Genomic DNA, 22,899 nt, shown 5'->3' with positions numbered 1-22,899 from the left:
ACTCCACATAGCCAGTCCATTCTCGGCAGGTCATCCATGCAAAATTACGGGATGTCTGTCGATTCTCACCGGAAGAATCTGGCCCGTCAAACGCGTTATCAAAACTTTTGTAACTCACGGTTTGTCAATTCAAGAGTTACAAAATTTTTGTAACTCTTGAATGTCAGACCCTCCTCCTAGTCTGAGACCACCATCACGTTCCGGTGGACCGCGCAGGAGAAGGAATCATCATGACACAGGTAGTGGACACACCATTGGCAAGTGCCGACGAGGTCCTTCATGACAGTTTGCCGCCCGTCCTCCGAAACATTCCTGCCGCAGCTGATTACGGTTTCCTCTACCCCTGGCAGCAGGAGGCGCTCGACGCTTGGCATAACAATGCTCGCCGTGGCGTCATTGAGGCTGTCACTGGTTCCGGCAAGACCCGCCTTGGTGTCGCGGCTGCCCACGAGGCTGTCCGGCAGGGCATCAAAGTACTCATTCTGGTCCCCACCGCAGAGCTCCAGCGTCAATGGCTCGCTACGCTCAAGCGTGATTTTCCCGCCGCGTCTCCAGGACTACTCGGCGACGGACGCAAGGACTCTCTGGACGATGTGGATGTCCTCATCGCCATCGTGCACTCGGCAGCGACGCACCAGACGCTGCGTGCGCACAAAGCCGGGCTACTGATCGCCGACGAGTGCCACCGCTATGCGGCTCCGCTCTTCGCCGCGGCGCTGGGTCAGGGCTACAACTGGCGTTTGGGATTGACTGCCACGTATGAGAGGAACGACGGCGGCCATCACGAAATGTTGTCGCCCTACTTTGGCGGAGTGGTCTTCAACCTTTGGTATGACAGGGCATTGCGTGACGAGGTTATAGCCCCGTTCGATATCGCCTTGGTCGGTGTTGGGCTCACACCAGCTGAGCGGGCTCAATACGACGAACTCTCCGACACCATGTCCAAGGCCGCCCGTTATCTGAAGCAGTACGCCAACCTGCCATCAACGCCATTTCCCGCGTTCATTGCCGCCGTTGCAGCGTTGGCTGCCTCGGCGTCATTGACAGCTGAGGCCGGATTGGCTCGCAAATATATGAAGGCTATGTCCGTGCGCTTGTCCTTATTAGCCGAAACCAAAACCAAGGGGCTGACGCTGGTCGCTCTGCATCAACCCGTTGCAGAGTCGGGAGGAACCTTGGTGTTCACCCAGACCCAAGCCTCTGCCCGAAGTGCCCAAGACATCTACCGCAGGGTGGGTTGCACCGCTACGGCGATCTACAGCGGCATGCGTCCCGAGGAGCGCAAGCAGGGACTCGTTGATTTCAGCAATCGCGATGCCCAAGTATTGGCTGCTCCTCGAATTCTCGATGAGGGCGTGGACGTACCCGAGGCAGATTTGGGCATCATCGTGGCCGCCAATCGCAGCCAACGTCAGATGGTGCAGCGGCTGGGACGAGTGATTCGTAAAAAGAAGGACGGGCGGGTTGGTCGGCTCGTGGTGCTGTTTGCGATCAATACCGTGGAAGACCCTAATGTGCAGGGTGAAGAATTCCTGGGCCGCGTACTTCCCTTTGCGCGTCGCTATGAGTTCTTTGAAATAGTCACCGATCTGAAGGAGATCGAAGATTTCCTGAGGTACCCGGAAATTGAAGTGCCGGATGATGCCGCATCAGTTGGCGGTAAAGGTGAGGCCACATCCGGTGATGAGAGGTCCACTCCTTCGCCGCAACCGGAACCCGACGTTGCCGTTCCGAAACCGGCTGCTCCCCTGTTTGAGCTGCCAGAGGAGGACGACGACGATGAGCCGGTCGAGTTGTTGGCTCACGTTACTGGTCTCACGGACGACATTGTGGCCGACTATCTCAAACGGATTGGCAAGTTTCCACTTCTCGATGCAGCCGCCGAGGTGGATCTAGGTCAAGCTATCGAGGCTGGTTTGATGGCCTCTTACAAATTGGAAAACTGCGCTTTGGACTCCCGCCGCGAACGCCACGACTTGGAAAAGCTGGCCCGGTTTGGTGCCAGTGCCCTTGACACGATGACGAGCGCAAATTTGCGGCTCGTTGTCTCCATTGCGAAGAAGTACCTAGATCGCGGCCTCGATTTCATTGACATCATCCAGGAAGGAAATCTGGGCCTGCTGCGCGCCGTCCAGAAGTTTGATTACACCTTGGGCAACAAGTTCTCGACCTACGCCACTTGGTGGATTCGGCAGGCAATTACTCGTGCCATTGCTGATCTTGGGCGCTCCATCCGCGTTCCAGTCCATATCACGGAACAAATCAACAAGCTGCTCTCCGTGAGGCGCCATCTGTCTGTGGAGTTGGGAAGGCCCACAACGTCAGAAGAATTGGCGCAACAACTCGATTCCACCGTGGAAAATGTTCTCAAGCTCCTGAGGTACGCTGCCCCGGTGTTCTCCCTAGACATACTGGTTCCCGACGGTCGCGGCGGATCAGAACCATTATCGGAGCAAATGTACGACCCGCTAGAGGCCACAGTTCACGAATACGCTGAGCGCACGGATATGCGTGCCGCCTTGCATAGCGTCCTCGATTCCCTCAGTGAACGCGAGGCTGGAGTTATTTCTATGCGATATGGCCTTGGCGACGGGGAACCAAAGACCCTTGACACAATCGGGCAGATTTATGGCGTCACTCGCGAGCGCATCCGTCAGATTGAATCCCTAACCATGAAAAAGCTCAGGGAACCCGGTTACTGCACTGCACTTGGGGAGTTCGTGGATATCTCTGCACCTCAAGAGCAAGTGGCCTGACCACCCGAGGTGAGGGCCCGGCGTCGTACTTCCTCCGCGCACTTCATAGGCACACTTCCTAGTCACCGCGAGAAACCGAGCCGCCGCACCCTAGGACCTATGGTTAAGGGACCAGCCGGCCCTGAGAACTATGGAGATCCTGATATGGCAATGAGTTCGAGCAGTGGCAGCGGAACGGTGCTGATCGCCGATTTCGTGAACGTTGACGCCGCGGGCAAAGTCAACATCATTGGTGGCGGGATTCAGTTTCTGGGGTCTGATCCGGAGTCCGGGCTGACCGCGCCGTTTGCCGTGTACGTAAACATCACAGTCACGATTCCGATGTTTGAAGAGACGTCGGCGGTGGTGGAGGTGTTGCTCGTGGACGCCGATGGGCAGCCGGTCACTCTTCCCGGGCCCGACGGCGGCAACACCATGGCGTTCAAGCAAGACGTTGATTTTCGCCATTCTGCCAAGCCTGAGATGCAGCAACCGCCCATGGGGTTTCCGGGGACATCGAACATTGTGCTGAACTTCCCCGGCGGGCTGCCGCTACCCACGGGCGCCACCTACGAATGGGTGGTGCTGCTGGACGGATCGCGCCTTACCGCGAGCACGTTCTTTGTGCCGGGGGCGGCGGAGTAGCCGGCATTCATCCGGCCGCGGCTAGTCCCCAGGCCTATGCATACGGACGATTATGTGCTGGCAAGGCTCCAACTCCATGACGCAGACCTCGCCCGGACGCTAGGGTGAAAGGATGAACCAGACACCAGCAAAAAACGACACCTTACGCCAGCTAGTAGTTGCCGCAAGCGCCGTGGTAGCAATCATTGGCTCATTCATTGGCTCCGGCGCTGCCGGCGGAACTCAAATCCAGAATGCTTCTAATGGAGCACTCTCAGCGGATTCAACACTCATTGCACCGGGTGGTCCGGCATTCTCCATTTGGAGCGTTATCTACCTAGGGCTAGTGGCTTACGCTGTCTGGCAGTTCCTGCCTAGTCAGAAAACCGAGCACAGGCATCGCCTACTGGGCTATCCCGTGGCGGCATCACTGCTGTTAAACGCCGCATGGATCCTCAGCGTTCAATTTGATCTATTGCCGCTCAGCGTGCCGATCATTGTCATCCTGCTCGCTGTTCTGGCCTATATTTTTGTGCTGATCCTTCGCCACCGGCCCACAAACACCGTGGACGCCATCATCACCGACGGCACTATGGGCTTGTATTTGGGCTGGGTTTGCGTGGCAACAGCAGCTAATATTTCCGCCGTCTTAGTGGCCGCTGGCTTCAACGGCTTCGGTGTAAATCCAAACGCTTGGGCCTTGTTTGTTCTGGCCGTCGCCGCTGCCGTTGGAATTGCTCTGGCCATCTATGGCAAGGGCCGGCTGGCTCCGGCCGCAGCGCTGAGCTGGGGCCTAGCTTGGGTGTCCGTTGCTCGTTTCAGCGGTGATCTCGTGTCCACGCCTGCGGCCATAGCGGCAATGGTGGGAGCCATCCTGGTGGTTGCTTTCACCGTGATCATCCGTTTGCGCACGGCGACCAACAACGCACCCGGCACTCGGGTGAGCTGACCGCTGTCGTACTTCCTTGTCAGGCGAGGGCTCCTGCTGCAGGAAAATTAGCCGCCCAGTTTTCCGGCCAGGCGCTGGCGCATCTGAGCGCTAGCGTCGTTCATGCCGACGATTTCTACGTCCTTGCCGTGGCGGCGGTACTTGTCGGTGATGGCGTCCAGGGTGGCGCTGGTGGAGGCGTCCCAGAGGTGCGAATCGCTCATATCGATGATGACGCGTGCCGGATCTAGCGCGTATTCGAACTGAGTGTAGAGGTCATTGGAGGACGCGAAAAACAGCTCGCCGTTGACCACGTACGTGACACTGTCCTCGCCTTCCACGCGTTTGACGGTGACAAAGTGGGCCACACGCCGGGCGAACATGACCATGGCCAGCACGGTGCCGGTGCCCACACCAATGGCCAGGTTGTTCGTGGCGACGGTAGCGATAACCGTGGCAACCATGACGAAGGTTTCACTCTTCGGCAACGTTTTGAGGGTGCGGAGGCGGATGCTGTGCCAATCGAACGTGGCCCAGCAGACGAAGATCATGACGGCGACCAGCGCGGCCATCGGAATCATCGAGACGACGTCACCGAACACCACCACCAGCAGCAATACGAAGACGCCGGCGAAAAACGTGGAGATGCGGGTCCGGGCGCCGGAGGCTTTCACGTTGATCATGGTCTGGCCGATCATGGCGCAGCCGCCCATGCCGCCGAAGAAACCGGTCACGATGTTGGCCACGCCCTGGCCCCACGCCTCGCGGGTCTTGTTCGAGCGGGTGTCGGTGATGTCGTCCACGAGCTTGGCAGTCATGAGGGATTCCAGCAGGCCTACGAAGGCCATGGCCAGTGCAAACGGGAAGATCACCTGCAGGGTTTCGAACGTGAACGGCACGTTGGGGATGAGCGCGGCGGGAAGGGACTCCGGCAGCTGACCCTTGTCACCCACTGTGGGAACCGCGATGGCTGCCAGCACCGTGACAAGTGTCAGCACCACGATCGCCACGAGCGGCGCGGGGACCGCGTTCGTGAATCTGGGCAGCACAAACATGATCACCAGGGCGGCTGCCACCAGCGGGTACACGAGCCACGGGACGCCGATAAGTTCCGGCAGCTGGGCGATGAAGACGAGGATGGCGAGGGCATTGACGAAGCCGACCATGACCGAGCGCGGGATGAACCGCATGAGTTTTGCGACGCCGGACACCGACAGGATGATCTGGATGACCCCGGCCAAGATGACGCAGGCGATGAGATAGTCGACGCCGTGGCTCCTCACCAAGGGTGCGATCACCAACGCCACCGCGCCTGTTGCCGCCGAGATCATGGCGGGCCGTCCACCTGTGGAGGCAATGGTCACGGCCATGGTGAACGCTGCAAAAAGCCCGATTCGTGGGTCGACGCCGGCGATGACGGAGAACGCGATGGCTTCCGGAATGAGCGCCAGCCCCACGACGAGCCCGCCGAGAATCTCCGTCTTTAACCGGCGCGGAGACTTCAGCGTTCCCCACACCGATTGCAACTGCTCGGGTGTTGGTGTGGCCATTGGCGGCTTGACGGCCATGGTGAGTCCCCTTCAGGATTGATTGGGCGGATCGGCGGTCCGGTTAGGTGCTCAACAGGAGCTGATCCAGGCCCAGGAATTGCGGAAATATAGTCTCTACCGGGCTTCTCTACTTTAACTCACAGTTATTGATTGGGCGGCAACAGTATTGTTCTGACCGCCGAGCGCCGGGGCCCGGCACCTGCCCCGGCCGACCGCCGTCGACCGTTCCGGCGGAACCGTGGCGAGACCGCGCGTCCCGGACTAGGGTGTGAATATGACTGAAAACCCAGACTATGACGACAAGGATCTGATCAACGAGAGCCCCAGCCATGATCATCTGGCTGAGGTTTACTCCGAGATGGTGACACCGGATATCGAGGAGATCAACGAGCATGCAGCCGCGCTGGCTCAGGAATCCGAGAGGGAAGCAGATCAGCTCTAAGTTTCAGGCGTGGCTTGGTCCAGCTGGCTAGCTAGTGAAGGGTGGCAATTCGCCTGAGCCGCGCTCGATGAGCAGCAAGCGCAGCACCTTGCTTACCGGCCCGGCAACCATGCCGTCCATTTGTTCAAAGAGGATCTCGCCGGTGAGCCGTGCCAAGCCCTCAGGATTCTGATCGATGACAGTCACGGCCGGCGTCAACGCATCAGCCATGGGGAAATCACCAAAACTAACAAAGGCAATCTCACCGCGGTGGGCGCGGTGCAGCGCAGCAGCCAATCCCATGCTGCACAAGGCATTGGCGCCGAAGATGGCGGTAGGTGCTTCGGGCAGCGCCAGCAGCATTTGAACATGGTCATCAGCAATCGAGCGATCAACGTAACCAAAGCTCAGCAATCTGGCGTCCATGAGTTCCAGACCGGTGTCATGGGCAATTCCAGCCGCAGTCAGTGCCGAGCGATATCCGGCGAGACGTTTCTTGGTGGTGATGAGGGAAGTATCGTCGCCAACAAAAGCTATGCGTTCATGACCGTGGCTGATCAGATGCGCCACAGCCTCTGCAGCATGGAGCTCATCGTCGACAAAAACACTGCTCCCTTCAATGTTGCTCGCTTCACGGTCAACGAACACTGTGGGGACGCTGCTGCCCCAACTTTTCAGATAGCTCTGATCCCCCGCGACTGGGGCGATCACCATCCCGCTGATATTGCGTCGCATCAGCCGCTCCACTCGCTGCTCCTCCAGGGCGGGGTCCTGACCTAGCGTGGTCACAAACACGAACATGCCACGTTCCATGGCCAGCTGTTCAATGGTCCTGATGATGGTGGCGAAGAAGGGATCACCGATGTTGGGCACGGCGATGCCAATCGCCGAGTCCTTGCCTTCCCGGAATCGGCGGGCCAGCATGTTGGGGCGATAGTTCATGTCCGCCATCACCGCCTGCACCTTGGCGCGGGTTTTCTCGGTGACATTGGGGTCATCGTTGAACACTCGGGAAACCGTTTTGGCGCTCACCCCGGCTCGCGTTGCTACATCCTGCATTGTTGCCATGAAAGTTCCCTTGCTTGACATCTTCCGATGAAATTCACTGTCACAGTTCCTTAAATGACATCGATGACATAGGGTGACTCTACAACAGATATTTAGCTGCCGCAGCATGATTTGCGCACACATTCACTACGGCGCCTCAGGCGGTGCGAAGGAGCCCCCATATGGTTGAAGAAGTAGACTTTGCCGATCTTGTCATGCGCGCTCGGCAGTTGGTCGAGAGCGCCACTGCCACCGGTACAGAAACTGGCCAGGCAGCCGGGACGCGACGAGTTATTTTGGGCATCACCGGTTCCCCGGGGGCCGGAAAAAGTACCTTGGCGCAAGCCTTGCACCGAGAACTCGCAGATGTCTCCGCGCTAACTTCCATGGATGGTTTTCATTTGTCCAACACCGTCTTGGAAGCAGCTGGCACGCTCTCGCGTAAAGGCGCACCGGACACTTTTGATGTTGCAGGGTTCGTGAACCTCTTGGCCAGGTTGCAATGCCAGACAGAAGAGATTGTGTATGCACCGGAATTCAACCGCTCCCTCGAAGAATCCATCGGTTCAGCCGTCGCGATTCAGCGCAACACTGCGCTGGTCATCGTCGAAGGCAATTACCTCCTGCACACGGCTAATGACTGGCACAAGGTGGCATCTTTCCTGACGGAATCTTGGTTTGTTTCGCCTCCGGACCAGCTCCGTAAACAGCGGCTCATCACACGGCATGAGGCATTTGGCCGCAGCCCTGACGATGCCCAAAAGTGGGCTCTCGGAACCGACCAAGCCAACGCGGAACTTGTTGAAGGCACCAAAGCCCGTGCCACGAGAATTCTTTACGTCCCCACTATTCCAAGCACCACCGCCAGTACCGCCAGTACACCCGCCATGCACGAAGCTAAGCAAGAATCGAGGGTCACACCGTGAGAGCCGCAGTCTTCACCCAACCCGGCGTTGTCGAGATGCAAACAGTTCCGGATCCCACACCGGGCCCTGGCGAAGTGGTCATCCAAGTAGCTTCCAGCGGGATCTGCGGCACGGATCTGCACATCCTTGAAGGCGAGTTCGCCGATACTTTTCCGATCATTCCCGGGCATGAGTTTGCCGGCGAAGTGGTGGCAATGGGCACGGGAGTTCATGACCTTGCTATTGGCGATCGAGTCGCCATCAACCCTTCCTACATCTGTTACGACTGCCGCTACTGCCGCAGGGGACAAAACAATATGTGTGAAGTTGGCGGAGGCTACGGCACATCCTTCAACGGCGGCTCCGCCGAATTCTGTGTAGTGCGCAGTTCATACTGCCGCAAACTTCCCGAGCATGTTTCCACCAAGGACGCCTCCTTGATCGAGCCATTGTCCTGCGCCATCCGCGGCTACGACATCGTCAAGGGACAGATGGGCTCCAACGTCCTGATCTACGGTTCTGGGACCATGGGCCTGATGATGATGGAATTGGCCAAACGCGCCGGCGCAGCATCAGTGAGCATGGTCGATATCAACCACGACAAACTAAAAACGGCCATCCAACTTGGTTGCAATGCCACAGCAGTCTCCGCCGATGAACTGGCCAATCCCTACGGCTGGGATCTGGTGGTAGATGCGACGGGCAGTCCGCACGCCATCCAAGATGGGCTCGGACGGGTGGAAAAGGGTGGCACGTTTTTGCAGTTCGGTGTTGCCGCTTATGCTGCCCGGGCAACCATTGAGCCGTATAAGATTTTCCGCAATGAAATCACCATTACGGGCTCCTTTGCCACCCTCAATTCCTATGACCGCGCCGTAGACATGTTTGCCGCTGGTGTCTTGGACCCAGAGGTGTTCATCAGCGATCGGCTCCCCCTAGAACAGTACCCACAAGCGCTCAAGCTTTTCAGCGAAGGCAAAGGCAGAAAGATCCAGGTAGTGCCATGACAGCAAACACCATGAAGCGGGTTGAAGTACGTACGGGAGAAATCGTCCTCGTGGACGCACCGATCCCAACACCGTTGCCGGGCGAGGTTCAGGTGGAAACCACTGTTTCTGGCGTGTGCGGTTCCGACACCCACGCCAGTCACGGACGCCACCCCTTTGTGCCGCTCCCCTACTTCCCCGGCCATGAGGCAGTGGGCGTCATTCGCCAGGTGGGCGACGGCGTCACTGGACTGAGCGTGGGCGACAGAGTGACGGTGGAACCCACCCTTCCATGCTGGGACTGCAAGATGTGCACCACCGGACGCAGCAACATCTGTGAGAATCTGCGCTTCTTTGGCTGCGGCTACGATCAGGGCGGCATGGCTGATTTCTTCACTATCCCAGCGAACCGAATCCACCAGATCCCCTCTGATCTGGACGACTTCCAAGCCGCCCTCATCGAGCCCCTCTCCACCCCCGTTCACGCGGTCCGCCTCTCAGGCGGCGTCAAGAACAAAGCCGTGGTCATCATCGGCTCGGGCACCATTGGGCTCATGGTGCTGGCGGCAGCAAAGCACGCCGGTGCCCGGCGTATTGTGGTCACCGATATGTTGCCCAGCAAGCTGGAAAAGGCCATGAAGGTGGGGGCCGATGCCACCGTCGCCGCAACTGTCACCGATCCGGTGGCGGCGATCCGCGCAGAACTGGGCGAAAGCGCCGACGTCGTCTTTGACTGTGTGGCCATCCAGTCAACCGTGGATCAGGCCCTGAAACTGGCGATGAAGGGCGGCACCGTCATGATCGTTGGCGTGCCGGAGAAGGATGTGGTGGTGCCGCTGCCGCAGATCCAGGATCTTCAAATGCGCATCCAGGGCAGCGCAACGTACATGCCAGAGGACTATGAGCAGGCCATCGAGATCATTCGTGCCGGCGGCGTGACCTCAGAAGAGTTCATCACCAACCATTTCTCCCTGGAGGAAGTCTCCGCCGCGTTCGCCGCATCCTCCAGCGGCCTCGAGGTCAAAGTAGTGGTCACCGCCCGCAGCACGAAATAACCACGTACCACTTGAGAAGAAGCCCCGGGATCCTGAGCGGGTCCCGGGGCTTCCTTGTGCGGTGCACCTCTGTGCTTCCAGCAGATGGTTCCAGCTAGGGGGCGCTGATAAGCGTCACGAGTCGGTGCACTTCTGCCGCCACAACATCGCGGGCGGCGCCAAGGTATTTGCGGGTATCCACCATGGCGGGATCTGCGTCCAGGCTCTTGCGCACCGAGTCCGTGAACAGCACGTTTAGATGCGTGGCTATGTTGATTTTCCGCATTCCATGTTCGACGGCGGAGCGAATGTCCGCGTCGCTGACTCCACTTGATCCGTGCAGGACCAAGGGAACGGGCACCTTGTTCTTCAGCTCAGTGATGAGGCCGAAGTCCAGACTTGCGCTGCGTTCGGTCATGGCGTGTGAACTGCCCACCGCAACAGCCAAGCCGTCCACACCGGTCAAGCGAACGAACTCTACGGCCTCATCCGGGCTGGTGCGAACTCCGGGAGCGTGCGCCCCGTCTTTGCCGCCAATCTCGCCCAGCTCCGCTTCGAGCCACACATCATGTTGCCGGGCCAGCGCAGACACGGCGGCCGTGCGTTGCACATTAGCGGCATAGTCCAACGTGGACGCGTCAAACATGATCGAGCTGAACCCCAATGCCAGCGCCTCTTCCACCAGGCTTTCACTTTCAGCATGGTCAAGATGCACTGAAACCGCTATCGATGCGGTTCGGGCTAGTTCCAAAGTGGCCAACGCAATCGGGGCTAGGGCACCGTGGTATTTGGCGGCGTTCTCCGAGATTTGCAGAACAACGGGAAAACCTGCAGCAGTTGCCCCTTGCACAATGGCTTCGGCGTGTTCGAGCTGAATGACGTTGAAAGCTGCAACAGCGGAGTGTTCCGCCAAGATCTTATCTGTTGAAACGAGGGGCACCGAGGTGTCCTTTCCGTAGCTTCTGACTTCGTAATTTATGGCGATGCTCTAGAACCGCGGCTGTGCTTTCGCTAACCGCTACACAACAACTAGTGGCGCACCGGCGGCGCGTAGCCGAGCCTGCTGCTGCGTATCAAGCCTGCTGTCGGTGACAATCAGATCGAATTCATCGCACGCAGCGACATGGGAAAAAGAGACCTGCCCAATCTTGCTGGAGGTTACCCCGAGGATTCGACGCCGGGCGCTGAGCAACATGGCCCGCTTAACTTCCGACTCCTCGGGAATGGTGGTGGTCGCGCCCTCCTCAGCAGAGAGACCGTTAGCACCGAGCACCACCAGGTCAACATTGAGGCTGCTAATTCTGCTGCGTGTCCATTCGTCAACCGCGCCCTGGGTCATGGCACGGACACGGCCGGGCAGAGCCATGACGGTGAGCCCTTTTTTCGCAGCGAGAATGGGCACCGCCGCCAAGTTGTTGGTGACCACGATCAAATCTCGGTCCTCGGGAAAAAGCCTGGCCAAGGCCAACGTCAAGGACCCCGAATCAAGAAGAACCACACCATCGGGCGGAAGTTCCTGAAGAATCCGCAAACTAATGCGTCGCTTCTCTGCGCCCTCGCTGAGGTCACGTTGGGCAAGCCCCACTTCAAAGGGTAAATCCCGAGTGAGTCTGGCGCCTCCGTGCTTGCGATTCAGCACGCCTTGCCGTTCCAAAACAGCAAGATCACGCCGAATGGTTTCCGGAGTGACATTGAGGGCTTCGCTGAGCGCCGTCACGGAAATTTCTCCGTCTCCTGACTGGGCAGTGGCAATGATGGCCGCTTGCCGTTCAACCGGATACATGATTCCCCCTCGGTGCCGGCACAGTGCCGCCGCTCTATTCCAGAGTCCGAGACTAGCATCCTCGGGCAGTCAATGCCCGAATGTGTAACTTTTATTGTTATAAACCACTTAAATCCACATCCTGAAGTAGACTCACATCACATACCGACATAAACCTCCATAAATCGGACAGTTTCAGGCGGTTTAGCTTGGTAATGGCCCTCTTCGGGCATCTTGGCAATGACGACAAGGAATATAAGGAAGGTCTGGCATGACTCGCATGCACTCTTTAAGACGCAGCCTGCTGTTAAGCACAGCAGTGCTCACCTCCGCCGCACTTCTACTGACTGGTTGCAGTGGAGCAGGCTCCAAGGCCGGTGAAGGTGCAGATGGTGACGTCACCCTGACGTTGGCCACTGTTAACAACCCACAGATGAAGGACATGGAAGAGCTCAAAAGCTCTTTTGAGGACTCTCACCCGGGTATCAAGGTCAACTTCATCCAGATGGAAGAAAATGATCTTCGTGACGCTGTCACCAAGGACGTTGCCACCAAGGGCGGTCAGTATGACATCGTCACAGTAGGCAGTTACGAGGTTCCGATCTGGGGCCAAAACGATTGGCTGATGGATCTCACCGATCGTGCCGCTTCAAAGGCCGATTACGACGTCGATGACCTGCTGCCGCCTGTGCGCGACGCCTTGACGGTGGATGACAAGCTCTACGCCGTCCCGTTCTACGGCGAGTCTTCATTCCTGATGTACAACAAGGAAATGTTCGACGCCGCCGGCCTCACCATGCCGGAGTACCCCACTTGGCAAGAAGTCGGTGACTTCGCACGTAAGCTCAAGACGCCCGATGTCAGCGGCATCTGTCTGCGAGGTAAGCCAGGCTGGGGCGAAATGTTCGCTGCCCTGACACCTGTTGTGCAGACCTTCGGCGGGAACTGGTTCGATAAGGATTGGAACGCCACGGTCAACTCCCCCGAATTTACTGAGGCTGTTACCTTCTACACCGATCTGCTCAAGGATGCTGGCGAACCAGACCCCGTATCCACTGGCTTCACCGAGTGCCTTAACCTGTTCACCAAGGGCAAGGCTGCGATGTGGTACGACGCCACCTCAGCCGCCGGTTCAGTGGAATCTCCTGAGCTCAGTGATGTTGCTGGCAAGGTCGGTTACGTCCACGCACCCGTTGTGAAGACCGAGGAATCAGGATGGTTGTGGGCCTGGAACCTTGCCATCCCGAACACCTCCAAGAAGCAGGATGCTGCGTGGGACTTCGTCAGCTGGGCCACCAGCAAGGAATACATCAACCTGGTAGGAACCACACTGGGCTGGAGCCGCGTTCCCCCGGGCTCACGTACCTCCACCTACAACATTCCTGAGTACAAGGATGAAGCCAGCGCCTTTGCCGGTATCACCTTGGACATCATGAATGCGGTGAATCCCAAGCAGCCCGGCGTCGACCCGCAGCCGTGGGTAGGCATCCAGTACGTGACGATCCCTGAGTTCCAGTCATTGGGTAATCAGGTTTCGCAGGACCTCGCAGATGTCCTGGCCGGCCGTGACACGGTAAAGAACGTCCTGGACAAGGGTCAGGCCCTAGCCCAAAAGGCCGGGGACGCTCAAAAGAAGTAACGCCCTCACCCAACCGGTGGCTGGCCCCGCATGATGTGCGGGGTCAGCCACTGCCCTCCCTTTCCGAACAAGCATTAAGGCAGTCATCATGACAGCGACGCTAGAGCGCCCCGTAAAGAAGCGGGCGGTCAAAAAACAAAAGCTGGTGCTGAGCCCTTCACAAAAGAAGGGTCTGCGGCTTTCCCGCGCACTCCTGTGGCCCGGACTCATTGTTGCCATTCTTATTACGCAAGTCCCGTTCCTGGTGACAATCTACTACTCGTTCCAACAGTGGAACCTGCTCCGGCCCGGATCACGGGCCTTCGTGTGGTTCGACAACTACGTCACAGTTTTTACCGGCGGTGAATTCCTCGGGTCCCTTCTAGCTACAGTCCTGATCACCGGCAGCTCAGTGGTGCTGTCCGTGGTGTTTGGTCTTCTCATCGCCTTGTTGCTGGACCGAAAATTTCACGGCCAGGGCTTGGCTCGCACACTTTTGATCACCCCGTTTTTGATGATGCCCGCCGCCGCTGCACTCATCTGGAAATGGTCCATCTTGGATGCCAACGTTGGCATGCTCAACTGGGCACTTTCCCTGGTGGGTGTTGACCCTGTCCAGTGGAACACCAACCACCCGGTCTTGACCATCATCATGGTTTTGACCTGGCAGTATGCCCCCTTCATGATGCTCATTCTGCTGGCCGGCTTGCAGAGCCAATCCGGTGAAATCTTGGAAGCTGCCTCGGTTGATGGTGCAGGCCCCATCCGCACCTTCTTCACGATGACGTTGCCGCACCTTCGCCAGTACATCGAATTGGCTTCCCTGTTGGGCGGCATCATGCTGCTCCAGGTTTTTGACCCCATCGCCATCATGACGCGTGGATCCGGCGGCACCAAGACCTTGTCATATCTCTTGTATGAGCGGGCCTTTGTGGGCCTGGAAATCGGCGAGGCTGCAGCCTACGGTGTCATCACGGTCCTTCTGACCATCATTGTTGCCACAGTGGCCCTGCGCCTACTCTTCAAGATCTTCAGCAACGAAGGAGCACGTCCATGAGCACCGCAACAATTTCCACAAAACGAAAGAAGCCACTGCGGACCAGGGCAAACTCAGCCATCCTCACCACGGTGACATGGATAGTTGTCGTTGCGTTCTTCTTCCCGGTTGCATGGATGGTCTTCACAGCCTTCAAGTCCGAAAAAGCCGCGGCAACATTTCCTCCCACGTTCATTACTGAACTCAGCTTCGACAACTTTGCGATCGTTCTAGATCGTGGATTTGGCGTCTACCTGATCAACTCGTTCTCGGCCAGCGTTGGTTCTACCTTGATTGTGCTTCTGCTGGCCATCCCCGCCGCCTACGCCATGTCGATCCGACCCATTTTCAAGTCCACTGACGCACTGTTCTTCTTCATCTCTACTCGGTTCATGCCCGTTGCAGCAGCCATCATCCCCATTTATCTGTTGCTGCAGTTCATGGGCTTGCTCGATAATATTTCCGCGTTGAGCTTGTTGTACGTCGGCATGAACCTACCCTTGGCTGTATGGATGATGAGATCATTCTTCATGGAAGTTCCGGTGGAGATCGTAGAAGCCTCCCAGTTGGACGGGGCCAACTTCTTTACCGAAATAGTTCGCGTAGTCATGCCTTTGGTGGCACCGGGTATCGCTGCGGCGGGCCTGATCTGCTTCATCTTCTCCTGGAACGAATACTTCCTAGCCAATCTGCTCACCTCTACAGCCGCCCGCACCACACCACCGTTCTTGGGTAGCTTTGTGGATGGTCGCGGCCAGTTCTTGGCCGTCCTCTCAGCCGCTTCAACTTTGGCCGTGCTGCCTGTTGTGATCGCTGGTTGGGTTGCGCAGAAGCGGCTGGTTCGCGGTTTGGCCATGGGAGCTATCAAATAGTCCCTAGCTAGAGCGTGAACTATACAATCTATGAGCCCCACCTTTCGGATCATGGCCCGTCCCATGACACGTCTCCCCTAGAAGGACCAACCACAACGTGACGAATCAACGCTTCGTGCTCGGCATCGACGCCGGCCAGACCAATGTCAAAGCGGTGCTGCACGATCAGCAGCTGCGGCCCGTAGCCGTGGCACGCCGCTCCAGTCCGGTCACTACCAGCCAGCCACGCTACGCAGAGCGTTCCCAGGACGAGCTTTGGGCCGCCACGGCCGACGCCATCGCCGAGGTCATCAAGTCCTCCGGCGTCTCGCCCAAGGACATTGTTGGTGTGGGTCTTGCAGGGCACGGTGATGGTTTGCATCTGGTGAAAAAGTCCGGGCAGGCTGCCAGCATGGCTATCACCGCGATGGACAGCCGCGCGTACCGGTATGCAGAAGAAATTCTGGCTGACCCTGCCCGGCGCAACATCATCTTAGAGAAGTCCGGCCAGTTGCCAGCAGCGAGTTCGCCCGGCGCGCTTCTAAAGTGGATGAGCGTTCATGATCCGGAGGCGGTGGAGAACGCCGATTACATGATGTCGTGCAAGGACGTCATCAGGCTGCGTCTGACGGGTGAGATTGCCACGGATATATCCGATGCCTGTTCCTCCTTCCTGGATACAAATTCAGCCCAGTGGAGCAGCGAGATCATGCAGGCCTACGGCGTGGCTGGGTTGGAGCGGCTACTTCCGGAGCTCCGGCTGGGCGGCGACATTGCAGGCCACATCACGGCCGCTGCAGCTCAAAGAACTGGTCTGGCGCAGGGCACGCCGGTGGTTATTGGCGTCCACGATGTGCAGGCGGCATCGATCGGGATGAGCGCCTTGACTCCTGGCCGGCTGGCCTTGGTTGCAGGCTCTTTTAGCACCAATGGCGTCACCACGAGGGAAAAGCATGTGGATTCCAGGTGGCAGTCGCGCCTTTCGGTGACCCCGGATTTGCGCATTGCCATGTCCACCTCCCCCACCGCGTCGCCAGCCGTCGAGTGGACGCTGCGACTCCTGGGCGTTGCCTCCGCCCAGGAGCGTGACGCGCTGTTCCACGAAACTGCGCAACTCTCGCCGGAGGCCCATGTGCCGCTGACCTTGCCCTTCCATTTCGCTTCCCCTTTGGGCGCTCATGCCTCCGCGGCGGTGGCTGGCATCCGCGGGTGGCACGATCGCCGCCACATGTTCCGTGGCACGCTGGAAGGAGTCGTTCTCATGCATGTCTGGCACACGCAAGCTCTGGCCGAGAAATTTAGGTGGGAGTCCGACGTCGTACTGGGAGGTGGGCTGTCAAACTCACCTTTGTACACCCAACTTGTTGCAAATGCGCTGCGGACGCCTATCTCTGTGATCGGCAATGAGGAGGCTGGCTCCTTTGGTGCCGCTGCTCTGGCGGGTGTTTCGGTTGGTTTGACGGCCAGCCTTGAGCAGGCCCAAAGGCTTGTTGAACGCGAACATCCCGTTGAGCCAACGGCGGCCTCAGCCGGGTACTGGGAGGATGTGATTGGGCAGTTCAACGAGCTCACACAGGAAATTTCGCCGTGGTGGCTCAATCATCACGGTGGGATTCAGGAACCATGACCACCCCAGCGACGGCTCCCAAGAATTCCTCGGGACAACGCCGCTCCCTCATCGTTGAAGCCATCCAAAAAGACGGCCGAGTTGAAGTCTCCGAGCTATCTTCCCGTTTTAACGTCTCAGAAGAGACCATTCGGCGCGACCTGAAGACCCTGGAACAAGCTGGCCAACTGCTTCGTGCCCATGGTGGTGCCATCCCGGCACGGCCGTTGATCGGGAACCGTTCCCAAACTTTCCGCGAATTATCTGGGGCGAATATTGCCTGCTATGCGCTGAGTTTGCTCCCTGCGCAGGGCACCGTGTTCATCGGTCCGGGCCGGTTGGGAGAATCGTTGGCGTCAATGCTGCCGAACTCTTCCTCGCTTCAAGTCATCACCAATTCCATCCATGTTGCATTGGAGGCCAGCAACCATCCCAACCTTGCTGTCTTTAACCTTGGTGGCACAGTGGACCCCACGGACGGCACACAAACCGGTCAGTGGACCAGGGAAGAATCCCAAAGCCTGCGTCTGGATATCTCCTTCATCGCCCCACGTGGGATGAGTACCGATGGTTATTTGACTGCGCCAAACCCACAATTGTCATCGCTTTTGAGAACCATCATTGATGTCACGGACCGCACCGTTATTTTGGCCGACCAGGAATCGCTCACGAACACCGGGTTGGTCAAAGTTGCCGCACTCAGTTCCCTCAGTGACGTGATCATAGAACCCGAAAGCGCCGGTTACATCCGTGCACTCCTGCACGGCCACGACACGCTCATCCACATCGCCGACGAATCGCCGGAGTACACATCATGAACGCAGTAGTAACCCTGACCCCAGCAGCAGCCATCGACCACACCTATGTCATGGATTCGCTCACCCTCGACCACGTCAACCGGGCCGCAAGTTCACACACCGAGCTCAGCGGCAAGGGAGTCAATGTGGCGCAAGCGATCTCACTCGCCACGGTTGAAGTCAGCGCCGTTCTGCAACTGCATGCCTCGGATCGTGACTTGGCCGGCCGGTCCCCTGTTCACCCGTTCATCAGTGCCACCACTGCGGAACGCCCCACACGCATTAACACCACCATCATTCACGATCACGGACACACCACCAAGGTCAATCAGTCACCGGTCCCCCTCACCGCTGCGGAATGGCAGAAGCTGTGCCAACGCACCAAGGACGAGATTTCTCGGTTAGGGGCCGGCTGGCTCGTTATCAGCGGCAGCATTCCCACCTACACCACCGGCGGCGCTGTCGACATCACAGAACTGTTGGAGTGGGCCGCAACCCAAGGTGTCAAAACCGCGCTCGACACCAGCGGACCTGCCCTTGAAGGTGCACTGGGCGCATCCGTACCCATCACCCTCATCAAACCCAACACTCATGAACTTGCCGCCCATCTTGGCCGGTCGCTGCGAACAGTTGGCGACGTCATCGCAGCAGCGCGCGAACTGCTTACCGGGGCGCTGGAGATTGTTTATGTCAGCATGGGAGTTGATGGCGCCTTGTGCATCACCAAGTCCGGTGTGTGGTTGGCTCGGGCCACTGCTGCAACAGTGGCCAATACGGCCGGAGCAGGCGATGCCTCGCTAGCTGGGTTTGTCTCGGGATATATGGCTGCTGGCATGGATTCAAACAATGGCGGTGCCGCGTTTGAACAGGCCATCACGAGGGCTGCTTCGTGGGGGGCCCATGCCGTGTCGCTTGAAACCACCATGCTTTTTTCCGTAGCCACCGCCCCGCCGGCCAACACACAACAGAACCCAGACCCTGCCCAGGCTCTCAACGACCCCGCGATTCTCTAGAGCATTCGATTGGATGGTTCCAGCTGTTGAGAATCGCGGCCCGGTTCACGGGGTCAGCATCTGGTGGAGATTGTCAGCGTTTGGCGATCAGTGCAGCGCAATGGTGTTGACTGCCGTGAATTTGTCCCGGATGTACGCATTTGCATGTGCCCCCAGCTCCTCGCTGTTATCCCATAGATTGCGCCAGATACCGAGCATGCCGGCCACATCAGGGGCAATAACAGCCGATGAGAAGGACTCGAAGACAACGGGCCCGTCGTAGCCAACATGTCCCAGGGCTTTGAAAAAGGTATCGAAGTCCACGTTCCCGGTGCCAAGGTACCCGCGGTGGCTCTCACCAATATGGACATACCGCAGTGCTTCCGCGGTGTTCAGAACGGGTGAGAACATATCCGACTCTTCGATGTTCATATGATAGGTGTCCAAGTGGACACCGAGGTTTGCCCGGCCAAGCTCTTGCACGTACTTTAGTGCCTGGCGAGCCGTGTTCAGGATGTTGCTTTCGTACCGGTTGACAACCTCAACTGAGACGTTGACGCCCAGATCTGCAGCTCTGTCTGATACTCGCCCAATGACAGCCATGCTGTTGTGCAAGCCTTGGCTGGACACCGGCTCTAGGTACTTCTTCATGCCGCAGTAAATCACCCCGCACAGATCGGTGCCACCTACTTCGGCGACGACATCCAAGGCGCGGTTCAGCAACAACTCCCCTGTTCGGACCACATCTGGGTCCTCACTGCTGATGTCAGCCTCAGCGGAAAGCCCCAAGGACCCCGTTGCACCCAGGTCATAGTCTTTGAGGGCAGATTTGGCCGCCTCAACATCAAAGGCGAAGGGGTCCATGAGCGGGAATTCAATCAGGTCAAAGCCCGCTTCTTTCGTCTTGTTCACAGAATGACGGATGCCTGCAGCATCGAAGAGACCGGTCCAGACCAGACCGTGGCAGCCAATTTTCATTAGTTTCCTCACTTAGGGTTAATTGCTGGATATTGCTACTGCTTAGGTGAAGCCCGCAAGGGACTTCTGGCGTGGTTTCGACTCAGAATTTCGCCAGTAATGCGCGGCGGTGCTCTTCATCGGGACGGGTATGAATGCGGTCTGCGTTTTCCGGGGCAAGAAAAGTTGGTGTCCCCACGGACAATGCCCCCAGCATGACTCTGGAGACCTTGACGGCCATTTGGGTGATTTGCAGGGCTTCTTCGGGTGTGCTGCCCAGGGCGAACATGCCATGGTTGAGAAGGTAAATGACCTTCGGATGGCTGCCGTGCTCGTGGATATGAGCAGCCAACCTAGCGAGAACTTCCTGTGCCAGCGGCAATCCTGGATCAATGTAGGGGATCAACAATTGAGCTTTCCCCATCACCACAATTTGGTCAGGGAACATGCTCCCTTGCATCAAATAGGAAGCTTTGTCTGAGCACAGGAGCGCGTTGACGGGAACTGGATGGGTATGTGCCACAGCAGTGACCCCGGGAATCTGCTGACACACTGCGTGCAACAGCGATTCAACTGAGGGGCGCTTTGTTCCCCCAACAGTGGCCTCCATCAAAGCAGAAGTCACATGCTCATCTGACGCCGGACCTGACTTAATCAGGGTCATCAGCATTCTAAGATCGACTTCAACAAAGTCCTGTTCACCGGAAGTGTAGAGGTTGGCCCCGGAGGCTTTCACCAGCATTCGATCCTCTGTCGTGCGCACAGAGGTGTTGCCCTCGGCCAGGATAGTCAGATCAGACTGAGGGTCACCGATCATTCTGGAAAAACGGATGATCTCGGCAAGCTTGTCGCCGGGCTGAGTTTGATTATTCATGAATTCCTTCAAGGGCGGGGACAATCGGGGAGCTCTCACGGGCAGGGAAGAATGTGCTGGTTTCAGTTCCGGCACCATGCAGCGTTGCGTACACCTCGGCAATGCTCGTGCAAGAACCGGTGGCAACGGCTTGAACCGCAATATTGCCGATGCTTGAGGCCTCTGCGGGTCCAGCCACGACGATCAATCCAGTCAAATTTGCTGTCAATTGGCACAACAGGGCGTTCTTTGACCCACCACCAACGATCCGTAGCGAGGTCATCGATGTTCCAGTAACTGCCTCCGCAGACTTCAGCGCAACGCCATAGGCTGCAGCAAGACTGTCCAGAATGCAGCGGACCGTTTCGCCGCGTGATGTAGGCTGTGGCCGCCCAACTTCCTGGCAGAGAACACCGATGCGTTCAGCCATCTGGCCAGGAGCCAGTAGCCGATCATCAGCAACGTCGAAGACTACTGTGTTGCCTTCCGCCGCTTCCGCCAAAGCTAAGAGCGGCACGAGCTCAGGAGTCACACCGTCTTCTCTAGCCCAGTCGCGCAGGCACTCCTGCAAAATCCACATACCGTTGAGATTTCGAAGGAGCAAAATGCCGTCTACACCACGCTCATTCGTGAACTGGGCTTCCAGAGCAGCTGGGGTTTTTACCGGCTCATCCACAGCAACCCCAACCAATGACCACGTACCGCTGGAGATCAGGCCTTCTGTGTCGTGTGCGCTTCGTTGGGATGTGGCAAACGCGAACGCGCTTGCCGTGTCATGGCTGGCCACACGATACACCGGGACTGCTGCACTGGCACCGATATGTTCGGTGATCTCCGAGGTGGTCAACGCCGCGAAGGTACCTGGGGCGTTGATCTGCGGAAAGTCCAGATCAACCAGCCCGTGGGCTGCAATCAGTTCTTGCGACCACTCATCCGTGGACGGGTCCATCAGCTGACTTGTGGAAGCAATGGTCGGCTCCGTGCCCATGGAGCCGGTGAGCAAGTAGACCCAAAGATCAGGCACAAACAACAACTTTTCATGGTCGAAGGGCTTGCGTGCGTTGAGTTCGGACAGCCGGAATGAGGAATTGATGGCCTGATCCGGGACGCCGCTGATGCCATAAACAGACTCGGTGTTGAGGCCTCTTACCTTGATTTGGGAAGCGGGGTCAGCAGCTCCCCGATGGTGGCGAAGAGCTCTGATCCGCGGATTGTTTCGCTCCAGCACCGCAAAATCCACTCCCCATGAATCCACACCGATACTGCTCAGCGCGGAGCCTGTCTCAGCACATCTGGCAACGGCCCGTTCAAGTCCCTTGAGTGACTCGGAGAACAACTTGTCGATGTCCCAGGACAGATAGCCAGCGTCCATGATGGGTTCGTTGCTGAATCTGTGCACTTCCTCAAGTTCAAGCCCATTGGCCGTGAGTAAGCCGAGCATCACGCGTCCGCTGGATGCACCGAGATCAATGGCCGCATGTGCTGCGTGCGCTGGGTGTGTGGGAATCGCCGTAGTTTCAAATCCTGACATGATCTACTCCTATCGCAGGAAGGCTGCTGCCACGCCGGCGTCTACCGGGATGTGCAGTCCCGTGGTGTGCGAGAGCTCAGCGCTGGTGAGCACGGCGGCGGCGTTGGCCACGTTTTCCGGCAGGACTTCGCGCTTGAGCAGGGTCCGCTGAGCGTAGTATTCGCCCAGCTTCTCCTCATCCACCCCGTACACGGCCGCGCGCTTGGCGCCCCAACCGCCGGCGAAGATGCCGGAGCCGCGGACCACGCCGTCGGGGTTAATGCCGTTGACGCGGATGCCGTATTCGCCCAGTTCAGCAGCGAGCAGGCGCACCTGGTGAGCCTGATCAGCCTTCGTAGCGGAGTAGGCGATGTTATTCGGACCAGCGAACACGGAATTCTTAGAGGAGATATAGATGATGTCTCCACCCATGTCCTGTTCGATCAGGACCTTGGCCGCAGCCTTGGAAACCAGGAAGGAGCCCTTGGCCATGACGTTGTGCTGGAGATCCCAGTCCTTCTCGGAGGTTTCCAGCAACGGCTTGGAGATGGACAGACCGGCGTTGTTAACCACCAAATCCAGACCGCCAAATGCCAAAACGGCGGCGTCAACAGCGCCCTGCACAGCGGCTTCGTCGGTGACATCGGCACGGATTCCGATCGCCACATCCGGGCCGCCCAACTCCAG

21 protein-coding genes are annotated in these 22,899 nt (G+C 58.1%); 13 read left to right on the top strand and 8 right to left on the bottom strand.

Going from position 1 to position 22,899, the window contains the following annotated elements:
- Positions 1–230 precede the first annotated feature (230 nt).
- The 3 genes from AB0O97_RS08480 (at position 231) to AB0O97_RS08470 (ending at position 4,308) form a co-directional block, all read left to right on the top strand.
- A complete protein-coding gene (locus AB0O97_RS08480; protein WP_363881713.1) occupies positions 231–2,756 on the top strand; it encodes a sigma-70 family RNA polymerase sigma factor in 2,526 nt (841 codons plus the stop codon).
- Positions 2,757–2,906: 150 nt separating this feature from the next.
- Positions 2,907–3,380, top strand: coding sequence for a hypothetical protein (locus AB0O97_RS08475; RefSeq protein ID WP_363837293.1), 474 nt, complete (start codon positions 2,907–2,909; stop codon positions 3,378–3,380).
- A 112-nt stretch (positions 3,381–3,492) separates the two neighbouring features.
- On the top strand, positions 3,493–4,308 hold the full coding sequence (locus tag AB0O97_RS08470) for a TspO/MBR family protein (RefSeq protein ID WP_363881711.1): 816 nt from the start codon (positions 3,493–3,495) through the stop codon (positions 4,306–4,308).
- 47 nt (positions 4,309–4,355) lie between these two features.
- Here AB0O97_RS08470 and AB0O97_RS08465 read toward each other — a convergent pair whose 3' ends face one another.
- Positions 4,356–5,855, bottom strand: a complete 1,500-nt coding sequence (locus AB0O97_RS08465; RefSeq protein ID WP_363881709.1) for a SulP family inorganic anion transporter — start codon at positions 5,853–5,855, stop codon at positions 4,356–4,358.
- A gap of 256 nt (positions 5,856–6,111) precedes the next feature.
- Between AB0O97_RS08465 and AB0O97_RS08460 the strand changes: the two genes are divergently transcribed.
- A complete protein-coding gene (locus AB0O97_RS08460; protein ID WP_363881707.1) occupies positions 6,112–6,279 on the top strand; it encodes a hypothetical protein in 168 nt (55 codons plus the stop codon).
- Positions 6,280–6,306: 27 nt separating this feature from the next.
- Here AB0O97_RS08460 and AB0O97_RS08455 read toward each other — a convergent pair whose 3' ends face one another.
- Positions 6,307–7,326: a LacI family DNA-binding transcriptional regulator gene (locus AB0O97_RS08455; RefSeq protein WP_363881705.1), complete on the bottom strand. Its 1,020-nt coding sequence runs from the start codon at positions 7,324–7,326 to the stop codon at positions 6,307–6,309.
- Between the two features lie 161 nt (positions 7,327–7,487).
- Here AB0O97_RS08455 and AB0O97_RS08450 point away from each other — a divergent pair, with 161 nt between their 5' ends.
- Genes AB0O97_RS08450 through AB0O97_RS08440 form a run of 3 tightly spaced genes read left to right on the top strand, consistent with a single transcriptional unit; the run spans position 7,488 to position 10,251 of the window.
- Positions 7,488–8,231: a nucleoside/nucleotide kinase family protein gene (locus AB0O97_RS08450; protein ID WP_363881703.1), complete on the top strand. Its 744-nt coding sequence runs from the start codon at positions 7,488–7,490 to the stop codon at positions 8,229–8,231.
- Positions 8,228–9,217 (top strand): zinc-dependent alcohol dehydrogenase family protein, encoded by a 990-nt coding sequence (locus AB0O97_RS08445; protein WP_363881701.1) that lies wholly within the window; start codon positions 8,228–8,230, stop codon positions 9,215–9,217. Before AB0O97_RS08450 ends, AB0O97_RS08445 begins: the two co-directional genes overlap by 4 nt.
- Positions 9,214–10,251 carry a zinc-binding dehydrogenase gene (locus AB0O97_RS08440; RefSeq protein ID WP_363881700.1) on the top strand — a complete coding sequence of 346 codons (1,038 nt, stop codon included), beginning with the start codon at positions 9,214–9,216 and terminating at the stop codon, positions 10,249–10,251. The genes AB0O97_RS08445 and AB0O97_RS08440 overlap by 4 nt, the downstream gene beginning before the upstream one ends.
- A gap of 94 nt (positions 10,252–10,345) precedes the next feature.
- Here AB0O97_RS08440 and AB0O97_RS08435 read toward each other — a convergent pair whose 3' ends face one another.
- Together AB0O97_RS08435 and AB0O97_RS08430 are read right to left on the bottom strand one after the other, a co-directional pair.
- The gene (locus tag AB0O97_RS08435) at positions 10,346–11,170 is read right to left on the bottom strand and encodes a class II fructose-bisphosphate aldolase (protein ID WP_363881698.1); all 825 of its coding nucleotides are present in this window, start codon (positions 11,168–11,170) and stop codon (positions 10,346–10,348) included.
- 78 nt (positions 11,171–11,248) lie between these two features.
- Positions 11,249–12,013, bottom strand: coding sequence for a DeoR/GlpR family DNA-binding transcription regulator (locus AB0O97_RS08430; RefSeq protein ID WP_363881696.1), 765 nt, complete (start codon positions 12,011–12,013; stop codon positions 11,249–11,251).
- A gap of 250 nt (positions 12,014–12,263) precedes the next feature.
- On the opposite strand from AB0O97_RS08430, the gene AB0O97_RS08425 reads away from it, so the two are divergent.
- From AB0O97_RS08425 to AB0O97_RS08400, 6 genes are all read left to right on the top strand, one after another.
- Positions 12,264–13,631: a sugar ABC transporter substrate-binding protein gene (locus AB0O97_RS08425; RefSeq protein ID WP_363881694.1), complete on the top strand. Its 1,368-nt coding sequence runs from the start codon at positions 12,264–12,266 to the stop codon at positions 13,629–13,631.
- Between the two features lie 88 nt (positions 13,632–13,719).
- A complete protein-coding gene (locus tag AB0O97_RS08420; RefSeq protein ID WP_363881692.1) occupies positions 13,720–14,667 on the top strand; it encodes a sugar ABC transporter permease in 948 nt (315 codons plus the stop codon).
- On the top strand, positions 14,664–15,518 hold the full coding sequence (locus AB0O97_RS08415; RefSeq protein WP_363881690.1) for a carbohydrate ABC transporter permease: 855 nt from the start codon (positions 14,664–14,666) through the stop codon (positions 15,516–15,518). The genes AB0O97_RS08420 and AB0O97_RS08415 overlap by 4 nt, the downstream gene beginning before the upstream one ends.
- Positions 15,519–15,615: 97 nt before the next feature.
- Positions 15,616–17,124 carry an FGGY family carbohydrate kinase gene (locus AB0O97_RS08410; protein ID WP_363881688.1) on the top strand — a complete coding sequence of 503 codons (1,509 nt, stop codon included), beginning with the start codon at positions 15,616–15,618 and terminating at the stop codon, positions 17,122–17,124.
- Entirely contained in the window at positions 17,121–17,921 is an 801-nt protein-coding gene (locus AB0O97_RS08405; RefSeq protein ID WP_363881686.1) for a DeoR/GlpR family DNA-binding transcription regulator, read from the top strand. Before AB0O97_RS08410 ends, AB0O97_RS08405 begins: the two co-directional genes overlap by 4 nt.
- Complete coding sequence (locus tag AB0O97_RS08400) at positions 17,918–18,913, top strand: PfkB family carbohydrate kinase (protein ID WP_363881684.1); 996 nt, start codon at positions 17,918–17,920, stop codon at positions 18,911–18,913. The genes AB0O97_RS08405 and AB0O97_RS08400 overlap by 4 nt, the downstream gene beginning before the upstream one ends.
- A gap of 87 nt (positions 18,914–19,000) precedes the next feature.
- Here AB0O97_RS08400 and AB0O97_RS08395 read toward each other — a convergent pair whose 3' ends face one another.
- The 4 genes from AB0O97_RS08395 to AB0O97_RS08380 form a co-directional block, all read right to left on the bottom strand.
- Positions 19,001–19,870: a sugar phosphate isomerase/epimerase family protein gene (locus AB0O97_RS08395; protein ID WP_363881682.1), complete on the bottom strand. Its 870-nt coding sequence runs from the start codon at positions 19,868–19,870 to the stop codon at positions 19,001–19,003.
- 82 nt (positions 19,871–19,952) lie between these two features.
- Entirely contained in the window at positions 19,953–20,735 is a 783-nt protein-coding gene (locus AB0O97_RS08390; RefSeq protein ID WP_363881680.1) for a class II aldolase/adducin family protein, read from the bottom strand.
- Positions 20,716–22,233 (bottom strand): FGGY-family carbohydrate kinase, encoded by a 1,518-nt coding sequence (locus AB0O97_RS08385; RefSeq protein WP_363881679.1) that lies wholly within the window; start codon positions 22,231–22,233, stop codon positions 20,716–20,718. The genes AB0O97_RS08390 and AB0O97_RS08385 overlap by 20 nt, the downstream gene beginning before the upstream one ends.
- 9 nt (positions 22,234–22,242) lie before the next feature.
- A partial coding sequence (locus AB0O97_RS08380; RefSeq protein WP_363881677.1) for an SDR family oxidoreductase occupies positions 22,243–22,899 on the bottom strand: 657 nt, incomplete at its 5' end.

Source organism: Specibacter sp. NPDC078692, assembly GCF_040686835.1.
Lineage (GTDB): Bacteria > Actinomycetota > Actinomycetes > Actinomycetales > Micrococcaceae > Specibacter.
Note: the sequence above shows the minus strand (reverse complement) of the source record. Positions and strands in the feature narration are given on the sequence as shown.

Bases quoted from the DNA above. Each gene is read 5' to 3' on its own strand.
- AB0O97_RS08475 (WP_363837293.1), top strand. From the start codon at position 2,907: ATGAGTTCGAGCAGTGGCAGCGGAACGGTGCTGATCGCCGATTTCGTG.
- AB0O97_RS08480 (WP_363881713.1), top strand. From the start codon at position 231: ATGACACAGGTAGTGGACACACCATTGGCAAGTGCCGACGAGGTCCTT.
- AB0O97_RS08385 (WP_363881679.1), bottom strand. From the start codon at position 22,233: ATGTCAGGATTTGAAACTACGGCGATTCCCACACACCCAGCGCACGCA.
- AB0O97_RS08400 (WP_363881684.1), top strand. From the start codon at position 17,918: ATGAACGCAGTAGTAACCCTGACCCCAGCAGCAGCCATCGACCACACC.
- AB0O97_RS08430 (WP_363881696.1), bottom strand. From the start codon at position 12,013: ATGTATCCGGTTGAACGGCAAGCGGCCATCATTGCCACTGCCCAGTCA.
- AB0O97_RS08395 (WP_363881682.1), bottom strand. From the start codon at position 19,870: ATGAAAATTGGCTGCCACGGTCTGGTCTGGACCGGTCTCTTCGATGCT.
- AB0O97_RS08420 (WP_363881692.1), top strand. From the start codon at position 13,720: ATGACAGCGACGCTAGAGCGCCCCGTAAAGAAGCGGGCGGTCAAAAAA.
- AB0O97_RS08440 (WP_363881700.1), top strand. From the start codon at position 9,214: ATGACAGCAAACACCATGAAGCGGGTTGAAGTACGTACGGGAGAAATC.
- AB0O97_RS08415 (WP_363881690.1), top strand. From the start codon at position 14,664: ATGAGCACCGCAACAATTTCCACAAAACGAAAGAAGCCACTGCGGACC.
- AB0O97_RS08465 (WP_363881709.1), bottom strand. From the start codon at position 5,855: ATGGCCGTCAAGCCGCCAATGGCCACACCAACACCCGAGCAGTTGCAA.
- AB0O97_RS08450 (WP_363881703.1), top strand. From the start codon at position 7,488: ATGGTTGAAGAAGTAGACTTTGCCGATCTTGTCATGCGCGCTCGGCAG.
- AB0O97_RS08460 (WP_363881707.1), top strand. From the start codon at position 6,112: ATGACTGAAAACCCAGACTATGACGACAAGGATCTGATCAACGAGAGC.
- AB0O97_RS08405 (WP_363881686.1), top strand. From the start codon at position 17,121: ATGACCACCCCAGCGACGGCTCCCAAGAATTCCTCGGGACAACGCCGC.
- AB0O97_RS08455 (WP_363881705.1), bottom strand. From the start codon at position 7,326: ATGGCAACAATGCAGGATGTAGCAACGCGAGCCGGGGTGAGCGCCAAA.
- AB0O97_RS08470 (WP_363881711.1), top strand. From the start codon at position 3,493: ATGAACCAGACACCAGCAAAAAACGACACCTTACGCCAGCTAGTAGTT.
- AB0O97_RS08425 (WP_363881694.1), top strand. From the start codon at position 12,264: ATGACTCGCATGCACTCTTTAAGACGCAGCCTGCTGTTAAGCACAGCA.